This window comes from Streptomyces sp. NPDC006923 (genome assembly GCF_040635655.1).
Taxonomy (GTDB): Bacteria; Actinomycetota; Actinomycetes; order Streptomycetales; family Streptomycetaceae; genus Streptomyces.
Genome location: NZ_JBEYIF010000002.1, coordinates 38,561 through 57,058, shown reverse-complemented (window position 1 = coordinate 57,058; position 18,498 = coordinate 38,561). Strand labels below are relative to the sequence as shown.

The 18,498-nt window shown below is 69.7% G+C and carries 15 protein-coding genes; 8 read left to right on the top strand and 7 right to left on the bottom strand.

Annotation, left to right across the window (positions count from 1 at the left end; translation table 11 throughout):
- Window positions 1-228 precede the first annotated feature (228 nt).
- The gene (locus ABZ707_RS03660; RefSeq protein WP_360167137.1) at window positions 229-672 is read left to right on the top strand and encodes a YchJ family protein; all 444 of its coding nucleotides are present in this window, start codon (window positions 229-231) and stop codon (window positions 670-672) included.
- Window positions 673-739: 67 nt separating this feature from the next.
- Here the strand turns inward: ABZ707_RS03660 and ABZ707_RS03655 are convergent, their stop codons facing one another.
- Window positions 740-1,822, bottom strand: coding sequence for an ATP-dependent DNA ligase (locus tag ABZ707_RS03655; protein WP_360167134.1), 1,083 nt, complete (start codon window positions 1,820-1,822; stop codon window positions 740-742).
- 74 nt (window positions 1,823-1,896) lie between these two features.
- On the opposite strand from ABZ707_RS03655, the gene ligD reads away from it, so the two are divergent.
- Window positions 1,897-2,913 (top strand): non-homologous end-joining DNA ligase, encoded by a 1,017-nt coding sequence (ligD, locus tag ABZ707_RS03650; protein ID WP_360167131.1) that lies wholly within the window; start codon window positions 1,897-1,899, stop codon window positions 2,911-2,913.
- Window positions 2,914-3,001: 88 nt separating this feature from the next.
- Here the strand turns inward: ligD and ABZ707_RS03645 are convergent, their stop codons facing one another.
- Both ABZ707_RS03645 and ABZ707_RS03640 read right to left on the bottom strand, forming a co-directional pair.
- Complete coding sequence (locus tag ABZ707_RS03645) at window positions 3,002-5,164, bottom strand: family 16 glycoside hydrolase (RefSeq protein ID WP_360168402.1); 2,163 nt, start codon at window positions 5,162-5,164, stop codon at window positions 3,002-3,004.
- Between the two features lie 47 nt (window positions 5,165-5,211).
- The gene (locus ABZ707_RS03640) at window positions 5,212-7,692 is read right to left on the bottom strand and encodes a ThuA domain-containing protein (protein WP_360167128.1); all 2,481 of its coding nucleotides are present in this window, start codon (window positions 7,690-7,692) and stop codon (window positions 5,212-5,214) included.
- Between the two features lie 217 nt (window positions 7,693-7,909).
- Between ABZ707_RS03640 and ABZ707_RS03635 the strand changes: the two genes are divergently transcribed.
- The 4 genes from ABZ707_RS03635 to ABZ707_RS03620 all read left to right on the top strand — a co-directional run bounded on the left by ABZ707_RS03635 (window position 7,910) and on the right by ABZ707_RS03620 (window position 12,862).
- The gene (locus ABZ707_RS03635) at window positions 7,910-8,953 is read left to right on the top strand and encodes a multicopper oxidase domain-containing protein (protein ID WP_360168399.1); all 1,044 of its coding nucleotides are present in this window, start codon (window positions 7,910-7,912) and stop codon (window positions 8,951-8,953) included.
- A 254-nt stretch (window positions 8,954-9,207) separates the two neighbouring features.
- The gene (locus ABZ707_RS03630; RefSeq protein ID WP_360167125.1) at window positions 9,208-11,370 is read left to right on the top strand and encodes a discoidin domain-containing protein; all 2,163 of its coding nucleotides are present in this window, start codon (window positions 9,208-9,210) and stop codon (window positions 11,368-11,370) included.
- Between the two features lie 319 nt (window positions 11,371-11,689).
- Window positions 11,690-12,490, top strand: a complete 801-nt coding sequence (locus ABZ707_RS03625) for a VOC family protein (protein ID WP_360167122.1) — start codon at window positions 11,690-11,692, stop codon at window positions 12,488-12,490.
- A gap of 90 nt (window positions 12,491-12,580) precedes the next feature.
- Complete coding sequence (locus tag ABZ707_RS03620) at window positions 12,581-12,862, top strand: WhiB family transcriptional regulator (protein WP_360167119.1); 282 nt, start codon at window positions 12,581-12,583, stop codon at window positions 12,860-12,862.
- A 46-nt stretch (window positions 12,863-12,908) separates the two neighbouring features.
- Here the strand turns inward: ABZ707_RS03620 and ABZ707_RS03615 are convergent, their stop codons facing one another.
- The 4 genes from ABZ707_RS03615 to ABZ707_RS03600 all read right to left on the bottom strand — a co-directional run bounded on the left by ABZ707_RS03615 (window position 12,909) and on the right by ABZ707_RS03600 (window position 16,167).
- Complete coding sequence (locus ABZ707_RS03615; RefSeq protein WP_360167116.1) at window positions 12,909-13,826, bottom strand: chitosanase; 918 nt, start codon at window positions 13,824-13,826, stop codon at window positions 12,909-12,911.
- Between the two features lie 107 nt (window positions 13,827-13,933).
- Window positions 13,934-14,908 (bottom strand): acyl-ACP desaturase, encoded by a 975-nt coding sequence (locus ABZ707_RS03610; protein ID WP_360167113.1) that lies wholly within the window; start codon window positions 14,906-14,908, stop codon window positions 13,934-13,936.
- A 278-nt stretch (window positions 14,909-15,186) separates the two neighbouring features.
- A complete protein-coding gene (locus tag ABZ707_RS03605) occupies window positions 15,187-15,606 on the bottom strand; it encodes an SsgA family sporulation/cell division regulator (RefSeq protein ID WP_360167110.1) in 420 nt (139 codons plus the stop codon).
- A gap of 261 nt (window positions 15,607-15,867) precedes the next feature.
- Window positions 15,868-16,167 (bottom strand): YciI family protein, encoded by a 300-nt coding sequence (locus ABZ707_RS03600; RefSeq protein WP_360167107.1) that lies wholly within the window; start codon window positions 16,165-16,167, stop codon window positions 15,868-15,870.
- An 83-nt stretch (window positions 16,168-16,250) separates the two neighbouring features.
- Between ABZ707_RS03600 and ABZ707_RS03595 the strand changes: the two genes are divergently transcribed.
- Window positions 16,251-16,937, top strand: coding sequence for an endonuclease V (locus tag ABZ707_RS03595; RefSeq protein WP_360167104.1), 687 nt, complete (start codon window positions 16,251-16,253; stop codon window positions 16,935-16,937).
- Between the two features lie 333 nt (window positions 16,938-17,270).
- The gene (locus ABZ707_RS03590; RefSeq protein ID WP_360167101.1) at window positions 17,271-18,425 is read left to right on the top strand and encodes a CaiB/BaiF CoA-transferase family protein; all 1,155 of its coding nucleotides are present in this window, start codon (window positions 17,271-17,273) and stop codon (window positions 18,423-18,425) included.
- Window positions 18,426-18,498: the final 73 nt, after the last annotated feature.

The following is an 18,498-nucleotide window of genomic DNA, read 5'->3' as shown; positions in this document are numbered from 1 at the left end:
CGGCGCCATGACGCGTGGCACGGCACCAGGGTTCACGGGAGACCCTGGCCGTGCGAGGATCCTGGCCACCGGGCCCAGGGGGAGGGGCCCCAAGCGGGAAGGGCGGGGATGAGTTTCCGGCCGGCGGCATACGCCGTGTGCGTCGAGGGCGGGCGGGTGCTCCGGCGCACGGCCCGGCCGGGCCGGGCCGGCCAAGAGAACGCCCCGCGCAGGCCGCAGAATGGGGCCATGTCCCGACGACCCGCCCGTGCGTCCCGCGCCAAGCGTTCCGAACTCCCCGCCGTCACCACCGCCTCGCCGTGTCCCTGCGGTCTGCCCGCCGCGTACGGCGCGTGCTGCGGGCGGTTCCACGCGGGACCCGCCACCGCGCCCACCGCCGAGCTGCTGATGCGTTCCCGCTACAGCGCCTTCGCCGTGCGCGACGAGCCGTATCTCCTGACGACATGGGACCCGGCCACCCGCCCGCCGAGCGTGGATCTCGACCCCGCCATGCGGTGGACGGGCCTGGAGATCCTGGACACCACTGACGGCAGCGCGTTCCACACCACCGGTACCGTCACCTTCCGCGCCCGCTTCACGCAGCAGGGCAGGCCAGGAGTACTGCGCGAGCGGAGCCGTTTCGCGCGTCACGAGGGTGCCTGGGTCTATGCGGACGGCGTCTTCGGGGAGTGACCAGACCGGACCGAACCGGACCGGACCGGACTTAACCGGACCGGACCGGACCACCGCCGACGGCCGCTCAGCCTCGCGGAAGCGCCAGCACCTCCCCCAGGTCGTACCGCACCGGCTCCTCCAACTGGGCGTAGGTGCAGCTCGCGGGCGTACGGTCCGGGCGCCAGCGGCGGAACTGCGCCGTGTGCCGGAACCTGCCGCCCTCATGGGCGCCCTCCAAATGGTCGTAGGCGACCTCGCACACCCACTCGGGACGCAGCGGAAGCCACGACAGGTCCTTCGTGCCGGACCAGCGGCTCGGCCCGCCCGGCAGCCTGGCGGTGTCGTGCGCGGCCTCGTCGGCCCACGCGGCCCACGGATGGCCCGCCGCCGACTCCATCCGCAGCGGCGCGAGCTCCTCGACCAGCTCCGCCCGGCGTTTCATGGAGAACGCGGCGCAGACGCCGACATGCTGGAGGGCCCCCGTGGAGTCATGGAGACCGAGCAGCAGAGATCCCACCACCGGGCCGCTCTTGTGGAGCCGGTAGCCCGCGACGACCACGTCCGCGGTCCGCTCGTGTTTGATCTTGAACATCGACCGGGTGTCAGGCCGGTACGGCAGATCGAGCGGCTTGGCGATCACTCCGTCGAGCCCGGCGCCCTCGTACTGCTCGAACCACTGCCGTGCCCGCTCGATGTCCGTGGTGGCGGGCGCGACATGCACTGGTGGCTCGGCGCCGACCAGGGCGGCCTCCAGCGCCTCCCGGCGCCCCGCCTGCGAGACCGTCAGCAGCGCGGCGTCCCCGAGCGCCAGCAGATCGAACGCGACAAAGCTCGCCGGGGTCCGCTCGGCGAGCGTGTCCACCCGTGATTTCGCCGGATGGATACGCTCGGTGAGACGGTCGAAGTCCAGCCGGCCGTCATGGACGATCACGATCTCGCCGTCCACGACGCACCGTTCGGGCAGCTCGGCGCGCAGGGCCGTGACCAGCTCGGGAAAGTAGCGGGTGAGGGGCTTGCCGGTCCTGCTGCCGATCACCACCTCGTCGCCGTCGCGGTGGATGATCGCCCGGAAGCCGTCCCATTTGGCCTCGTACTGCATACCGGCCGGAATGCCGGCCACGGACTTGGCGAGCATGGGCTTCACAGGGGGCATCACCGGCAGATCCATGCCCCGATTGTGCTGGGGAACATCGCGCTCCGCCCGATATGCGGTCCGGGTGCGCCCGGCCTACGGTGGCGCACATGGGTGCAGCGGTGGAGCTGGAGGCGGGCGGCCGGAGCGTACGGCTGTCCAGCCCGGACAAGATCTATTTCCCTGAGCGAGGCTTTACGAAGCTGGATGTCGCCCGCTACTACCTGGCCGTGGGGCCGGGTGTGCTGCGGGCCCTGCGCGACCGGCCGACGACACTGGAGCGCTTCCCGGAGGGCGTCGAGGGCGAGTCCTTCTACCAGAAACGCGCGCCCAAGAATCTGCCCGACTGGATCCCCACCGCCCGGATCGACTTTCCCAGCGGGCGCTCGGCCGACGAGATCTGCCCGACGGAGGTGGCCGCCGTGCTCTGGGCGGCGAACCTCGGCTGTCTCACCTTCCACCCCTGGCCGGTACGCAGGGGTCGCGCCGACCACCCGGACGAGCTGCGGATCGACCTGGACCCGCAGCCCGGCACCGACTTCGACGACGCGGTCCGGGCCGCCCACGAACTGCACGCGTTCCTCGACGAGCAGGGACTGCACGGCTGGCCCAAGACGTCCGGCGGCCGGGGCATCCATGTCTTCGTACCGATCGAACCGCGCTGGACCTTCACCGAGGTACGCCGGTGCGCCATCGCCGTGGGCCACGAGCTGGAGCGGCGGATGCCGGGCCGGGTGACCACCGCCTGGTGGAAGGAGGAACGCGGCGAGCGGATCTTCGTCGACTACAACCAGACCGCGCGCGACCGCACCATCGCCTCCGCCTACTCCGTGCGCCCCCGGCCGCACGCACCGGTCTCCGCGCCGCTGCGCTGGTCGGAGCTGGACGAGGTCGCGCCGCGCGATTTCGATCTGGCGACCATGCCGGTGCGCTTCGCCGAACTGGGCGATGTGCACGCGGGGATGGACGACGAGGCACACAGCCTCGAAGGGCTGCTGGAACTGGCCGACCGGTACGAACGGGACCACGGGCTCGGGGACATGCCGTATCCGCCGGACTATCCGAAGATGCCGGGCGAGCCGAAGCGGGTCCAGCCGAGCCGGGCCCGACGCGACAGCGGCGGGTAGCGGTCACCTCCGCCAGGCCCCCGCAGACGGAGGTGCCCCCTCCCGCGCGGGAGGGGGCACCTCGGCGAACGAACCGGAGCCGGTCCTGCTACAGCTCCTTGATGCGGATGTTGCGGTAGGAGATCACATCCGTCGTGCTGTGGACCTGGAGCCCGACATAGCCGGTGGCGTACCGCCGGCCGTCCGTGCCCGGGTCACCGGCGCGCTCTGGGGTGAATGTCTGACCGCCGATGTTGTCGAACTCGTTGATCAGGACCCCGTTGCGCAGAATCGTGAAGTGCTGGCCGACCACACGGATCTCGTAGTCGTTCCAGGTGCCCTTCGGAGTGACACCCGCGCCGCCCAGGCCCACACGGTCGAAGCCGTAGATCGAGCCGGTCTTGTACATGTCGCCGTCCGGCCTGTCGAGAATCTGGATCTCATGGCCGTAGTTGATGGCGACCCACTCGGGGCGGGACTCCTCCGGGTGCCCGTGCACGTTCGGGAAGCGGACGAAGACACCGCCGTTGGCGTTGCCCGTGCCCGGGGCGTCGTCGCGGAACTGGAGCTTCAGCGAGAAGTCGCCGTACTTGCGCTCCGGGAACCACAGCATGCCCATGCCGTCGACCGTGGTGCTGCTCTTGATGGCACCGTCGTCGGTCAGCGCGAACTTGCCGCCGCCCACCTGCTCCCACTTCGCGAGGGAGGCCGCCGTGCCGTCGAAGAGATCGCGGTAGCCGGTGGTCTGGCCGGGCTTCCCGATCTTGGACTGCTTGGCAGCCTTGGTGATCTTCTTGAACTCGCGCTGGTCGATGACGTTGTCGGTCAGCAGCTTGTCGAGCACACCGTCGACGTGCTTGAGGAAGAGGGCCTGGGAGGTCCACTCCCGCTCGTCCTCGATCAGCTCGTTGACCGTGCACCGGTTACGGGTGAGCCGGTTCGGCACGCCCGTGTCGACCGTGCCGACGATGACCGTCAACCGCTCGTCGTACTCGGGGCAGTTGGGAGCCGGGACACCGCCGCCCTGCGCGATGGTGAAGGTCACCTGCTTGGCCGGTGCGGTGTTGCCCGCCTTGTCGGTCGCGCGGTACGCGAACACGTGATAGCCGACCGGGTCGACGATGACGGGCGCGCTGTACGCGAGGTACGGGCCGCCGTCGAGCGAGTACTCGACCTTGTCCACGCCCGACTCGGCGTCGGTCGCGGTGACCGTCACCTTGGCGCTGGTGATGTAGGCGCCGTTGGCGTTCTTGTCACCGGCCACCGCTGCCGAGGTCGCCGGCGCGGTGGTGTCCTGCGCCGGCGCCTCCACGACGGTGAACCCGACGGACTTCTCGGCCGCCGCGTTGCCCGCCTTGTCGGTGGCGCGGTAGCGGACCGTGTGGGTGCCGACCTCGTGCACCATCACCGGAGCGGTGTACGGCTGCCAGGCGCCGTCCGCGCCGATCGCGTACTCGATGGTGTTGACGCCCGAGCCGGTGTCCGAGGCGGTGACGGTGACCGTGGCCATCGTCAGGTAGTTGCCCGCCTCGTCCTTCTCGCCGCTCACGGTCGCCGAGGTCTCCGGCGCCGCCGTGTCGTCGGTCGGCGGGGCCACGACGGTGAAGTCCACGGACTTCTCGGCCGCCGCGTTGCCCGCCTTGTCGGTCGCCCGGTAGCGGATCGTCTGGGCGCCGACCTGGTCGACGACCACCGGGGCGGTGTAGGCCTGCCACGGCCCGTCGGCCCCGACCGCGTACTCGGTCGTCGCCACGCCGGAGCCTTCGTCGGTCGCCGTCACCGAGACCGTCGCGGAACCGACGTACGCGCCGTCGGCGTTCTGCTGGCCCGTGACCTCGGCCGCGGTCACGGGAGCGGTGGTGTCCTCGCCACCGCCGCCCTCGGTCACGGTGAGGATGCCGGTCATCATGTTGTGGCCGGGCATGGAGCAGAAGAAGCGGTACGTGCCGGGGCTGAGATCGACCTCGGCGGTGTATTTGCCGCCATTGGCATCACTGGGGTTGGCCAGGATGTTCAGCGGGACGTCGTTGTTGTAGTCCGAATTGGACACGTCGAACGTCAGCGTGTGCGGCATCCCGGTGGTGTTGCCGGTGGCCGCGCTGTTCTCGAAGACGATCGTGGTCGGTCCGGCCACCGCGGTGGTCGGGAACGTGAGGTAGTGGTCGATGGGGTCGCCGGCCGTCCAGGTGAGCACCTGGGCCGCCACCGCGGGGTTGTCCGCACGGTCGTCGGGGCGTCCGTACGCCGCCGTCGTGGTGAGCCCGAGCACCATCAGCAGGGCGCCCACGAGCGCCGTCCACAGGCGTAGAGGTCGGTGTCTCACTGCGCCGCCTTCCTGGCCAGATCATCGGCGGCCGGTGTCGGCGCGCCGCCCTTGTACGTCACACGCCAGAGCGCGGACTGGGCATCGGAGGTGAAGAAGCCACGCCCGTAGTCCAGGACGTAGAGCGACCCGTCCGGGGCGAACTTCCAGTCCATGAGGTTGCGGATACCGCCCTCACCGACCGGGATGATCTTCTTCAGGGACTCGGCGGACACGGGCAGTCCGCCCTGACCGGCGGTCTTGGGGTCGGTCAGCACCGCGTGGCGCGGGTTGTCCGCGTCGTAGAAGTCACCGACGAACCACTTGCCGTCCCAGTACTCGGGCCACTTGACGGCGCTGTCGGTTGTCGCGTCGTACCGGTAGACCGGGCCGTCCATGGTCGCCTGGCCGCCGCCCTTGAGCCACGGCAGCAGGAACTTCGCCTCGGACGCCTTGTAGCTGGGAACGCCGTTCGCGTCACGCGGGTAGTCGGGGGCACCGCCCTGGGGCGAGTACCAGATGGTGTTGGACTCGGCCGGCGGGATGTTCACCAGGCCGTCGTTGTTGGGCGACTCGTTCTTCAGGTTGTCGCAGTCGTACCAGCCGAGCGGCTTGCTCGGGTCGGGCAGATTGCGGTCGCGGTAGGGCTGCTTGTTGCCCATGCAGTACGGCCAGCCGCGGTTGCTGGCGTGGGTGATGACGGAGAAGGTGTCGTACTTCGCCGGGCCCCAGGTGGTGCTCGGCGCGTTCGCGTCCGGGCCGACCCATCCCGCGTACAGCACATCGGTCTTGGTGTCGATGGAGATACGTGCCGGGTTGCGCACGCCCATCACATAGATCTCGCCGCGGGTCTTGCCGCCGCCCTCGGCCGTCTCCTTGCCCGTGAAGAGGTTCCCCTCGGGCAGGGTGTACGTCCCGTTGTCCTCCGGGTGGATACGCAGGATCTTCCCGTTGAGGTTGTTGGTGTTGCCCGCGGTGCGGCGTGCGTCCGCGAAGGACACACCCTTGTAGTTGGGCTGCGGGTTGTTGCCCGAGTAACCGTCGCTGAAGCCGGACGAGTTGTTGTCGCCGACCGCGATGTACAGATTGCCCTTCGAGTCGAAGGCCATACCGCCGCCCGCGTGGCAGCAGCTGTGGATCTGCACCGGCCACTGCAGCAGGACCTTCTCGGAGGCGAGGTCCAGCTTGTTGGTCGTCAGATCCAGGGTGAAGCGGGCGACCCGCCGCTTGCCCATCTGGGTGTCACGGTTGATCTCGGAGTGCGGCGAGTAGTGCAGATACACCCAGCCGTTGGTCTCGAAGTCGGGGTCGAGCACAATGCCCAGCAGCCCCTCCTCGACCTTCTGCAGCTCGTCGCCGCCGCCCTTGTTGCCGAAGATGGTCAGTGAGCCCGCGAGGGTCACCTTCTTCGTCACCGGGTCGTAGACGTGGATGTCGCCCTTGCCCTTGCCGACGTCCGGGTTGTTCCAGTCGGTCACGACGGGGTCGCTGCCGGTACCGCCACCGCGGCCGATGTACAGCACACGACCGTCGGGCGCGACGACCATGCCGTGCGGCTCGCCGATCTGGTCCTGCTGACCCGGCTGGTTCGGCTGGGTGACGCGCTCCGCCGTGTAGTTGGCGTCGATCGTCGCCTTGCAGTCGGCGCGGGAGAGCCGCGTCGTCCACAGGAGCGCGCCGCGCAGATGGTCGCGGAAGTCGGTCTCGGCGAACGACTCGGCCGTACCGCCCATGCCGGTGTAGAAGGACCGGCCGCCGTCGTAGTCACGGCACCAGGAGACCGGGTGGTCGGAGCCGTTGGCACCGGCGCCGGGCTGGTACGTGCTCTCCCTGACCCGGGCCACGGTGTGCACCTTGCCGGTCGGGTTGCTCGCCCAGTTGATCCACTTGTCCGGGCGCTTCCACTCCAGCGGAAGGTCCTTTGTGGCCGGGTTGACCCGGTCGCCGACCTCGACGGTCGCGCGCTGGACAGTGGTGGGACTCGTGGCGGCCGGCCGGGCACCGATCAGTCCGGTGAACCAGTCGGAGTACGGCTCCGTACGGGCCGCGTCATGGATGCCGAGGAAGCCGCCACCGGCCTCCACATAGGCCTCCAGGCCCGCCTCCTGCTCGGGATCGAGCACATCGCCGCCTCCGGTGAGGAAGACGACCGCGTTGTACGTACCGAGCTTCTTGGCCTTGGTGAAGACCGAACCGTCGTCCGTGGCCTCGGTCTTGAAGCGCTGGGCAGCGGTTCCCGAGAGACCTATCGCCTCGATGGCCTCGATACCCGCGTCGACGGCCGGTGTCTCCTCGGTGGCCGACGCGTGGAAGACGAGGACCTTGACGTTCTTGCCGCCGGGAGGCGACGGAAGGGACAACGTTGTCGACGGCGCTTCCGGGTACGGTCTTGCGGTCGCGGCGGTGCCGCCGAGCAGAGACGCCGCCATCGTGCCGGCCACCAGGGCCGCGGCCATTCCGCGCCTGGATCTTGACCGGTGATGTGGTGCGCGCTGCATGTGTTCACCCACCCCTCTTAGGTCACACCTCTTTGGGTCATAGCAACAGCGCCTGAAGCTAGACCTCTTTCGGTGACTCGCCAATAGGTTGAACCGTAATCCCACCAACTTTGTCCTGAGTGTGGATAAACGAAGATCACTGGTCTACCGTGTGGCCGTCCCCGGGGCCTCTTGGGCCCCGCAACCTCCATACGGCACTGGGGAGTTCGGTATGGCCATGGACAGACGGACCTTCAGTCGGCGCCTGTTGGCGGGTGGCGCGGTGGCGGCGACAGGGGTGACATCGTTGTCGGTCGCCACCGCCCCGTCGGCGACCTCGGCGGAACCGCCGCCCAGGACGGCGCCCGCGGGCGGGCAGGTACGCCACCTCAAGCTCTACGCCGAGACACTGCCGGACGGTCAGCTCGGCTACGGCCTGGAGAAGGGCAAGGCGACCGTCCCGGGCCCGCTGATCGAGCTGGTGGAGGGAGACACCCTGCACATCGAGTTCGAGAACGCGTCGGACGTGGCGGCCAGCCTCCATGTCCACGGCGTGGACTACGACATCGCCAGCGACGGCACACGGATGACCAGGAGTCACGTCGAGCCCGGTGGTACGCGGACCTACACCTGGCGCACGCATGCCCCCGGCAAGCGCAAGGACGGCACCTGGCAGGCGGGCAGCGCGGGTTACTGGCACTACCACGATCACGTCGTCGGTACGGACCACGGCACCGGCGGCATCCGCAAGGGCCTCTACGGTCCGCTGATCGTCCGCAGGAGGGGCGACATCCTGCCGGACAAGCAGTTCACGATCGTCTTCAACGACATGACGATCAACAACAAGCCCGCCGCCGAGTCCCCCAACTTCGAGGCCACGGTGGGGGACCGGGTGGAGATCATCATGATCACGCACGGCGAGTTCTACCACACCTTCCACATTCACGGTCACCGCTGGGCGGACAACAGGACGGGCCTGCTCACGGGCCCCGACGATCCCAGCCGGGTCGTGGACACCCGGATCACCGGCCCCGCTGAGTCGTTCGGATTCCAGATCATCGCGGGCGAACACGTGGGCGCCGGCGCCTGGATGTACCACTGCCATGTGCAGAGCCACTCCGACATGGGCATGGCCGGACTGCTGCTGGTGGCGAAGCCGGACGGCACGGTCCCGGGCTACGAGCCACACGGCCCCGACCACCCGATGGGCGCGGCGAAGCCGAAGAAGGGCACGGCGGGCGCGACCGGAATGAAGGGCATGACCGACCACTCGGGCCATTGAGGGCTGTCCCGCGACCACCCGGCAGGCCGCCGCCTCGTGAGAGGCGGCGGCCTTTCGCTGTGGCCCGCCGTCCCCTGACAGGTCGCCGGAGGAATGTCAACCTGACAAACCATCAACACACGACAATTGATTAATCAATTGAAGACCGTGTGTGCCGGAACTCGTTCAACTTATTGACGCGTCGGCAACAACGCCGTAATCATCACCTCATCCAGAGAGCGCTCTCTCGGGACTGGCGACCATGAGGAGACGCCATGACAGGCAGTGCCACCCTCTCCGTATCACGTCACAGACACGCCCTCGTTATCTCCCTTGTCACCGCTCTTGTCGCGAGTCTGGCGCTGGCCTTCACCGGCACGCCGGCCAAGGCCGCGGACACCCTGCTCTCGCAGGGCAGGACGGCGACAGCGTCCTCCACGGAGAACGCCGGCACCCCCGCCTCCGCGGCGGTCGACGGCAGCGCGGGCACCCGCTGGTCCAGCGCCGCCGCCGATCCGCAGTGGCTCCAGATCGACCTCGGCGCGACCGCTTCCATCACCCGGGTCACCCTCGACTGGGAGGCGGCGTACGCCAGGGCCTACCAGATCCAGACCTCGCCCGACGGCACCAACTGGACGAGCGTCTACTCCACCACCACCGCCACCGGTGGCGACCAGACGCTCGATGTCACCGGCTCCGGCCGTTATGTGCGGGTGTACGGCACGCAGCGCGCGACCCCGTACGGCTACTCGCTCTGGGAATTCCAGGTGTACGGCAGCAGCGGGTCCTCCGGCACGGGCTGCAGCCAGACCAACGCGGCGCTCAACCAGCCGGCCACCGCCTCCTCGACCGAGAACGCGGCCGGTCCGGCCTCCGCCGCGGTCGACGGTGACGCCGGGACCCGCTGGTCCAGCGCGGCCGCTGATCCGCAGTGGCTCCGGGTCGACCTCGGCTCCGTACAGTCCATCTGCGGAGCGCAGTTGAGCTGGGAGGCCGCGTATGCCAAGGCGTACCAGATCCAGACGTCGACGGACGGCACCAACTGGACGACCGTCCACTCCACCACCACCGGCCCCGGCGCCACCGAGGTGATCACACTCACCGGCTCCGGCCGTTATGTGCGGGTGTACGGCACCCAGCGGGCCACCCCGTACGGCTACTCGCTCTGGGAATTCCAGGTCTTCACCAGCGGTGGCGGCACCACACCGCCGCCCACCGGCGGCTCGACCCTGCTTTCCTACAACAAGCCGGCGACGGCCTCGACCTACCAGGACAGCCCCAACTGCTCCGGCTGCACCCCGGCCAAGGCGCTGGACCACGACCCGGCCACCCGCTGGGCGACCAGTGACACCAACGGCTGGGTCGACCCGGGCTGGATCCGGGTGGACCTCGGCGCGACCGCCCAGATCAACAAGGTCGTCCTCCAGTGGGACCCGGCGTACGCGACCTCGTACCAGATCCAGACGTCGCCCGACGGCACCAACTGGACCAGCATCTACTCCACCACCACGGGCAAGGGCTTCAAGGAGACCCTGAACGTCACCGGCACCGGCCGTTACGTCCGGATGTACGGCACGGCGCGTGTCGGCGCGTACGGCTACTCACTGTGGGACTTCGACGTGTACGGCACCGGCGGCAGCCCGACCGCCCCGCCGCCCCAGCCGCCGGACCCGGCCAACCCGCCACGCCTGGTGTGGAGCGACGAGTTCAACGGCCCGGCGGGCAGCACGCCCGACCCGGCGAAGTGGACGGCCGAGACCGGCCCCGGCGTCAACAACGAACTGGAGTACTACACCAACAACCGGAACGCCACGATGGACGGCAACGGCAACCTCGGCATCGAGGTCCGCAAGGAGGTCACTCCCGGTTCCTCCTGCCCGCGCGATCCGCTGAGCGGCAGCACCACCTGCCAGTACACCTCGGGCCGGCTCAACACGGCGGACCACTTCAACTTCACCTACGGACATGTCGAGGCACGGATCAAGGTGTCCGGCACCAAGGGCCTGTGGCCGGCGTTCTGGCTGCTCGGATCGAACTTCAAGACCGGCACACCGTGGCCCAACAGCGGTGAGATCGACATCATGGAGCATGTCGGCAAGACGGCTGACACCGTCTACTCGACCCTCCACGCGCCGGCCTACAACGGCGGCGGGGGGTACGGCGCCCCGTACACCGTGCCCGGGTCGGACTTCGCGTCCGCCTTCCACACCTACGCCGTGGACTGGAACTCCAGCCGGATGACCTTCACGGTCGACGGCAACGCCTTCTTCACCGTGGAGCGCTCCACGCTGGAGCAGACGAGGGGTCCCTGGGTGTACGACCACCCGTTCTTCATCATCCTCAACAACGCGATCGGTGGTGACTTCCCGGGGCCGCCGGACGCCTCGACCACCCTCCCGCAGAAGATGCTGATCGACTACGTGCGGGTTTCGCAGTAGCCGGCGGCCGGGTGCCGGTGCCGTCAAGAAGTGAACGCGACCGCACTGCCAAAGGGCATGTGACCTCGCGATCGCCCGGCGGCATCGCACCCGGCTCCGGTCCGCGCGGACGGATCCCTGTCGCCGCCCATGGGCGTTTCCACGGGCGGCGGCAAGGTTCCCGGGAGCCCGTTTCCAAGCACCCGGGAAGGATGCGGAGTGGCGCACAACCATTCAGCCGCCCCGGACGCCGGACGGGCCGCGCGCTCCGTGCGTGCGGCGGCGCGGCATCGGAGGGAGACTCGGAGGCAGAGGGACGGGATTCCCGAAGGAGCGCGCCATGCTCATCACCCCGTTTGTGGCCGGCTCGCCGGACTGGGTCGACCTCGGCACTCCCGACATCGAGGGAGCGACCGTCTTCTACCACGGTCTCTTCGGCTGGGACTACCGCTCGGCGGGGCCCGAGGCGGGCGGCTACGGCATATTTCAGCGGAACCCGGGAGGCCGGACCGCTGCCGGTGTCATGATCGTCCCACCGGACCAGGGGCCGCCGTCCTGGTCGCCGTATTTCCGGACGCCCGACGCCGAGGCCACGGCCAAGTCCGTGGAGCAGAGCGGCGGTTGTGTCGTCTTCAAGCCGATGGACATCATGGGGCTCGGCACGACGGCGGTCTTCACCGACGAGGCGGGCGCCGCCTTCTCGGTCTGGCAGCCGGGCCGGAACAAGGGCCTGGGCGTGGTCAATGAGCCGGGCAGCCTCTGCTGGTGCGAGCTGTACACGCCGGACGCGGACGGCGCGTTCGCCTTCTACAACTCGGTCTTCTGCTGGGAGGTCGTCAGTATCCCGATGCCGGACGGCAGCGGCACCTACCGGATGATCAACCCGGCCGGTCAGGGCTCGGACTCCGTCTTCGGAGGGCTCGTGCCTCTCGGCTCAGATCCGGTCGAGGCCGACAGCGGGCCGCACTGGCTGCTGTACTTCGCGGTCACGGAGTGCGACGCTACGGTAGCGGTCGCGCGAGCACTGGGCGGTACGGTCCTGATGCCGCCCGTCGAGCTGAAGGGCGTGGGCCGTTTCGCCCGGCTCGCCGATCCCTACGGGGCGCGGTTCGCCGTCCTCCAGGCGGCGCCGGCGGTCTGACCGCCTCGGCCGGGCCCCGGGGCCGCCGGTCCGGCGGCCATTAAGTGTTCGTCAAGCGGATGTTTATCGCGGCGGGGCAGCCTGTCAGGCATGCCGATCAACATCACCACCGGTTCCACCAGCACTGGCGCCAGGACCGACCGCCCGAAGCACGAACTCTCCTGGCAGGAGAGCGCGTTGTGCGCTCAGACCGGGGCGGACTTCTTCTTCCCCGCTCCCGGCTCCTCCACCCGCGAGGCCAAACAGGTCTGTGGCGCCTGTGAGGGCCGAGTGGCCTGCCTTCAGTACGCGCTCACCCACGACGAGCGTTTCGGGGTGTGGGGCGGGCTCTCCGAGAAGGAGCGCCAGCGGCTCCGGCGCAATGGCGGCTGAGACGGCTCCGTCGGCCGCGCGGGGGCGAGCGACCCCGCGCCGGGCCTCAGCGCCCGTCGATCCGGAAGGTCTCCCCGTACATCTGCCAGGTCAGCGGCGGATCGAGATTCATGTTGCCGTCCCGCAGGAACACCCGCTGGGCGGTGTCGATCCGCGACGAGTCGCGCTGTGACGTGATGAGCTTCGCCTTCATCACGGCCCGGCTCTGGTCCAGGAAGGCGTTGAGATAGGTCTTCTCGTCGCCGCCCTCCGCGGCCGGCTTCGCCTTCTTCATCGCCGCCTGGCGGATTCCGTAGAAGCCCTCCGCGTCGAGCCCGGGGCCGTGCAGCACCATCGCGTCGTAGTAGACGAACTGCCCGAGTGTCCCGAGGCCGTCCATCTTGGCGAGCCGCACGGCGGGGTTGAAGTAGATCCGGTCGCGGGTCCGGTCCTGCGCCGTGCGGAAGTCGGGTGACTCGGCGGCCTCCGCCCAGGCGTCGCGGAAGCCGGGATCCAGGCCCTCGTGCGAGTCGGTGCCGTCCACCTCGCGCAGCGCCGGGAGATACCGGGCCAGCGGATTGGCGGGATGGCTCTTCGTGTACGACTCGACCAGTTGCAGCATGTCGTTCGTACCGGAGCAGAATCCGATGACGCCGGCCGTGTAGCCGTTGCCGTCACCGATGTCCTCGATGGCGCCGTACTGGCCGCGCCAGTCGAGCGTGGAGTTCTCCGCGCTGGCCACGAGCCTGGCGGCGATCTCCTTCTTCCCGGGAGCGGCGAGGCCGGGCGGCATCCTGTCGATCCGCTCCTCCAGCGCCGCCTGGTCGTCCGGCTCCCCGGACGTCAGCGGATTGGGAGCGCTCTGGCCCGGATAGGCCGGCGGATTGTCGGCGAGCACACCCGAGTCGTCGCCGCCGCCGAAGATGACGGCGGCGGCGACGACAATGGGAGCGCCTATGAGGAAGAGGCGCGTGACAGGCTTCATCCGGCACAGCGTACGACCCGCTCGCGCGCGGCGGGGTGGGGCCTCCCCGTCGGCCGGCTCCGGCCCTCACGCGAACGGCCCCTTGTGGCCGGTGTGCTGACGGCCCGTCAGCCTGCGGCGCGCGCCGCCATCCGTGCCTTGCGCGCGGCCAGCTTCTCGTCGAACTTACTCGCCTCGACGTCCAGGCCGTTCATGTACAGGCCCAGCTCATCCTGTGCCTTGAGCCCCTCGGGGCCCAGTCCGTCGATGTCGAGGACCTTGAGATAGCGCAGGACCGGCTGGAGCACATCGTCGTGGTGGATCCGCATGTTGTAGATCTCGCCGATGGCCATCTGGGCGGCGGCGCGCTCGAAGCCGGGCATGCCGTGTCCGGGCATCCGGAACTGCACGACCACGTCACGTACGGCCTGCATGGTCAGATCGGGTGCGATCTCGAAGGCCGCGCCCAGCAGATTCCGGTAGAACACCATGTGCAGGTTCTCGTCGGTGGCGATCCGCGCCAGCATCCGGTCGCAGACCGGATCGCCGGACTGATGTCCGGTGTTGCGGTGCGACACACGGGTGGCCAGCTCCTGGAAGGCGACATAGGCGACCGAGTGCAGCATCGAGTGCCGGTTGTCGGACTCGAAGCCCTCCGACATGTGCGCCATCCGGAACTGCTCCAGCTTGTCCGGGTCGACGGCGCGTGAGGCGAGCAGATAGTCGCGCATCACGATGCCGTGCCGGCCCTCCTCCGCGGTCCAGCGGTGCACCCAGGTGCCCCAGGCGCCGTCGCGGCCGAAGAGACTGGCGATCTCGTGGTGATAGCTGGGGAGATTGTCCTCGGTCAGCAGATTGACCACGAGCGCGATCTTGCCGATGTCGGTGACCTTGGACTGCTCGGGGTCCCATGCCTCGCCGTCTTCGAATATCCCGGGGAAGTTCCGGGCGTCGGACCAGGGGACGTACTCGTGCGGCATCCAGTCCTTGGCGACCTTGAGATGGCGGTTGAGTTCCTTCTCCACCACCTCTTCCAGCGCGAACAGTAGTCGCGCGTCGGTCCACGCGTCCGAACTGCCGAGGTGGGGAGAGGTGATCGTCACGGGTGCTCCTGGGGACGGGAGATGTACCTACGGGTTCGTAGGTTACGACACCGTAGGTTAAAGCCGCGGTAAGCCGAAGGCCAATCCCGCGACGTCGAAAGCTTGTGACACCCGGTGAGACGCGCAGGTCACGCGGGTATGGAGGAGAACATTCCCCTGGGGATTCTCCGCCGGGACGGCACCAAGAGGTACCGGAATGGGTCAGCGCGGACGCCCGCGCCGGCTCGGCGCGGTACGGATCGGGGCGGTCCGGCCGCAGCCGGGGGCGGGCGCGGCGGTCAGCTCGCGTCGCGCCGCAGCAGCTCGGTCAGGTCGTGATCCAGGTCGAGATAGAGGTGCTCGCGGCCGGCGGGCACCAGCCCCTGGGAACGTTCGAGGAAGCGGCGCAGCTCGGAGGTGCGCAGATGCACCATCGCGGTGCCCTCGGGGGCGTGGAACTCCAGGACCGTACGGCCGTACCCGAAGGGCCGCACCCGTACATCGCCGACACCGGCGGGCTCGGTCATCCCCCTGGCGAGCAGCTCGCGGGAGAACTCCCAGGTCACCTCGGTGCCCTCAAGGGTCGCCGGGGGAGGGAACGCCATGCATACGGCGAAGGGTTCCCCCCGGTCGTAGCGCAGCGTCGCGGGGACGGTCTCCGTCCTGGGGACGGCCGCTACCAGGCGGGCCTCTACGGCCTGTTCGATGACGGGTGGCATGGCCTGCTCCCCTTCGACGGACGGGAGATGGAGTGGGACGCGTTCTTCTCCTATGGAGGAAGACGGCTGAGCGTGCCGATCCGTGCTCCGGATGGGGAGTGACTTGCGTCACCGTGCGGTCGGGCTCAGCCCCATGACGATGGACCGAATGGTCCAGGTATGAGGGATTTTACGCCGCTCATCTGGGGCGGGGGCGCCGCCCGGGACTCACCACGCGTCCTGGGCGGCGCCCCCCCTCATCGGGGCATCGGGGCAACGGGCTCAGTGCGGAAGCGGCTCGCGGTACGCCGCGAGCGCGGGCGCCGTCTTCGTCGCGGTGAACTCCGTGATCCGGTAGGCGCAGACCCCGCCGGTCACAAAGGGATCGGCCGCGGTGATCCGCTCGATCTCGGCGCGGTCGTCCCCGAGCGCCAGAATCACCCCGCCGTCGCGGGGGTTCTTGCGGCCCGAGGCGATGAAGACACCGGACTCGTACTCCGTGTCCAGCCAGGCGACATGGGCGTCGAGGAACGCGTCGACCTGCTCGACGGGCGCGGTATAGGTCAATTCAAGTACAAACATGATCGTCACATTAGGACGTGTCCGGTCGATCTCCGGGCTCGGGGGATCCGCGCCGGGTGCGCGGCCGTAGGGTCGTGGTCACCATGACGACGATCAGGATGCCCGCGGACGAGGCCGAGGCGCGTGCCGTCCAGGACGAGCTGCGCCGCCGCGTCGTGCTCGACGAACCGGGACCGCCGCCCGGCACCGGGCTGGTCACCGGCGTCGATGTGGCCTACGACGACGAGCGCGACGTAGTCGCCGCCGCGGCCGTCGTGCTGGACGCCGCCACCCTCGCCGTGGTCGCCGAGGCCACCGCCGTCGGCCGTGTCGCGTTCCCGTACGTCCCGGGGCTGCTGGCCTTCCGGGAGATCCCGACCGTCCTGGCCGCTCTGGAATCGCTCACATCGGACCCCGGACTCGTCGTCTGCGACGGCTACGGCCGGGCCCATCCGCGCCGCTTCGGGCTCGCCGCCCATCTCGGAGTTCTCACCGGGCTCCCGGTCATGGGCGTGGCGAAGAACCCGTTCACCTTCTCCTACGAGCAGCCGGGCACCCGGCGTGGCGACTCCTCGCCACTGATGGCCGACAACGGCGAGGACGTGGGCCGGGCGCTGCGCACCCAGGACGGCGTCAAGCCGGTGTTTGTCTCGGTCGGCCACCGTGTCGGCCTGGCGAACGCCTGCGCCCACACACTGCGGCTGGCCCGCGACTACCGCCTGCCCGAGTCCACACGACGCGCCGACGCGCTCTGCCGCCGGGCGCTGCGCGAGGCCACCGGCAAGCGGTAGCCGGCCGGGACCGCCCGGCCCGCGACCGTACGGCCGGAGCCGGGGCACTCGTCCGGAGCAGCGTGGCGGGACGCCTCGCGACGCGCGGACCGGCGGAGCCCCTCGGGCCGGGAACGCGACACCGTACGGCCGCCGGGGCCCGTGCCGCGCGGCCGGACGCCGCGCCCGCCGGATGCCCGGCGTCGTCGCCGGTGGCCGGCGCCCGCGGTGGGAGGAAGGGTGGACAACGAGCCCGGCACGTTCAGTCGGCCCGCGCCGAGCGCCTGTGCCGAGCGGGGCGCGTTCCTGGCATCATTGCTGTTACATCAGTTGTGTCACAGTGCTGGGGGCCAGATGGCAGCGACAGGAAACGGTCCGCTGACCGGTGTACGGGTGGTCGAGCTGGCCGGCATCGGGCCGGGCCCGTTCGCCGCCATGACCCTCGCCGACCTCGGCGCGGACGTCGTACGGGTCGACCGCCCGGGCGGTGCCGGGCTCGGCATCGATCCGGCGCACGATCTCACCAACCGCAACAAGCGCTCCGTACTCATCGACCTCAAGACGGCGGACGGCGCGGCCCGCGTCCTCGATCTGGTCGAGCGCGCCGACGTACTCATCGAGGGATACCGGCCGGGTGTCGCCGAACGGCTCGGTCTCGGCCCGGAGGAGTGCCTCGGCCGCAACCCCCGCCTGGTGTACGGGCGGATGACCGGCTGGGGCCAGGAGGGACCGCTGGCCGAGCGCGCGGGCCACGACATCGGCTATGTCGCGGTGACCGGCGCGCTCTCCATGATCGGCAAGGCCGAGGAGCCACCCGCGCTGCCGGCGAACCTGCTCGGTGACTACGCCGGAGGCTCGCTCTATCTCGTCATCGGGGTGCTCGCGGCGCTCCAGCACGCCCGTACCCCCGGCGGCACCGGCCAGGTCGTCGACGCCGCCATCGTCGACGGCACCGCCCATCTGACCACCATGATCCACGCGATGATGGCCGCGGGCGGCTGGCAGGACAGGCGCGGCTCCAACCTGCTGGACGGCGGCGCTCCCTTCTACGGTTCGTACGAGACCTCCGACGGCCAGTACATGGCGGTGGGCGCGCTGGAGCGGCGGTTCTACGACGAGTTCATCGACCTGCTCGGCATCGCGGACGAGGTCCCCGCCCGTAAGGACTTCGACCGCTGGGAGGAACTGCGCGACGCCGTGGCCGCGCGGTTCAGGACCAAGACCCGCCAGGAGTGGACGGAGATCTTCGACGGCTCCGACGCCTGTGTCGCGCCGGTCCTCTCGCTGCGCGAGGCACCCGCCCATCCGCATCTCGCGGCCCGAGCGACCTTCACCTCCCACGCGGGCGTCACCCAGCCCGCGCCCGCCCCCCGGTTCTCCGTCACCCCCGGCTCCGTGCGCCGACCGCCCGCGAGGCCGGGGGCGGACACCGCCGAGGTGACCCGCGACTGGGAGCTGTCGGGACCACACTGGGAGCCCGGCGCGCCCGGCCCGGATCCGATGCCGTAGCCGCGGAACGCCGTCGCACCGCCGTCCGGACCGTCCACCCGACCCGTTCCGTACCGCACTCCGAAAGGCAGCC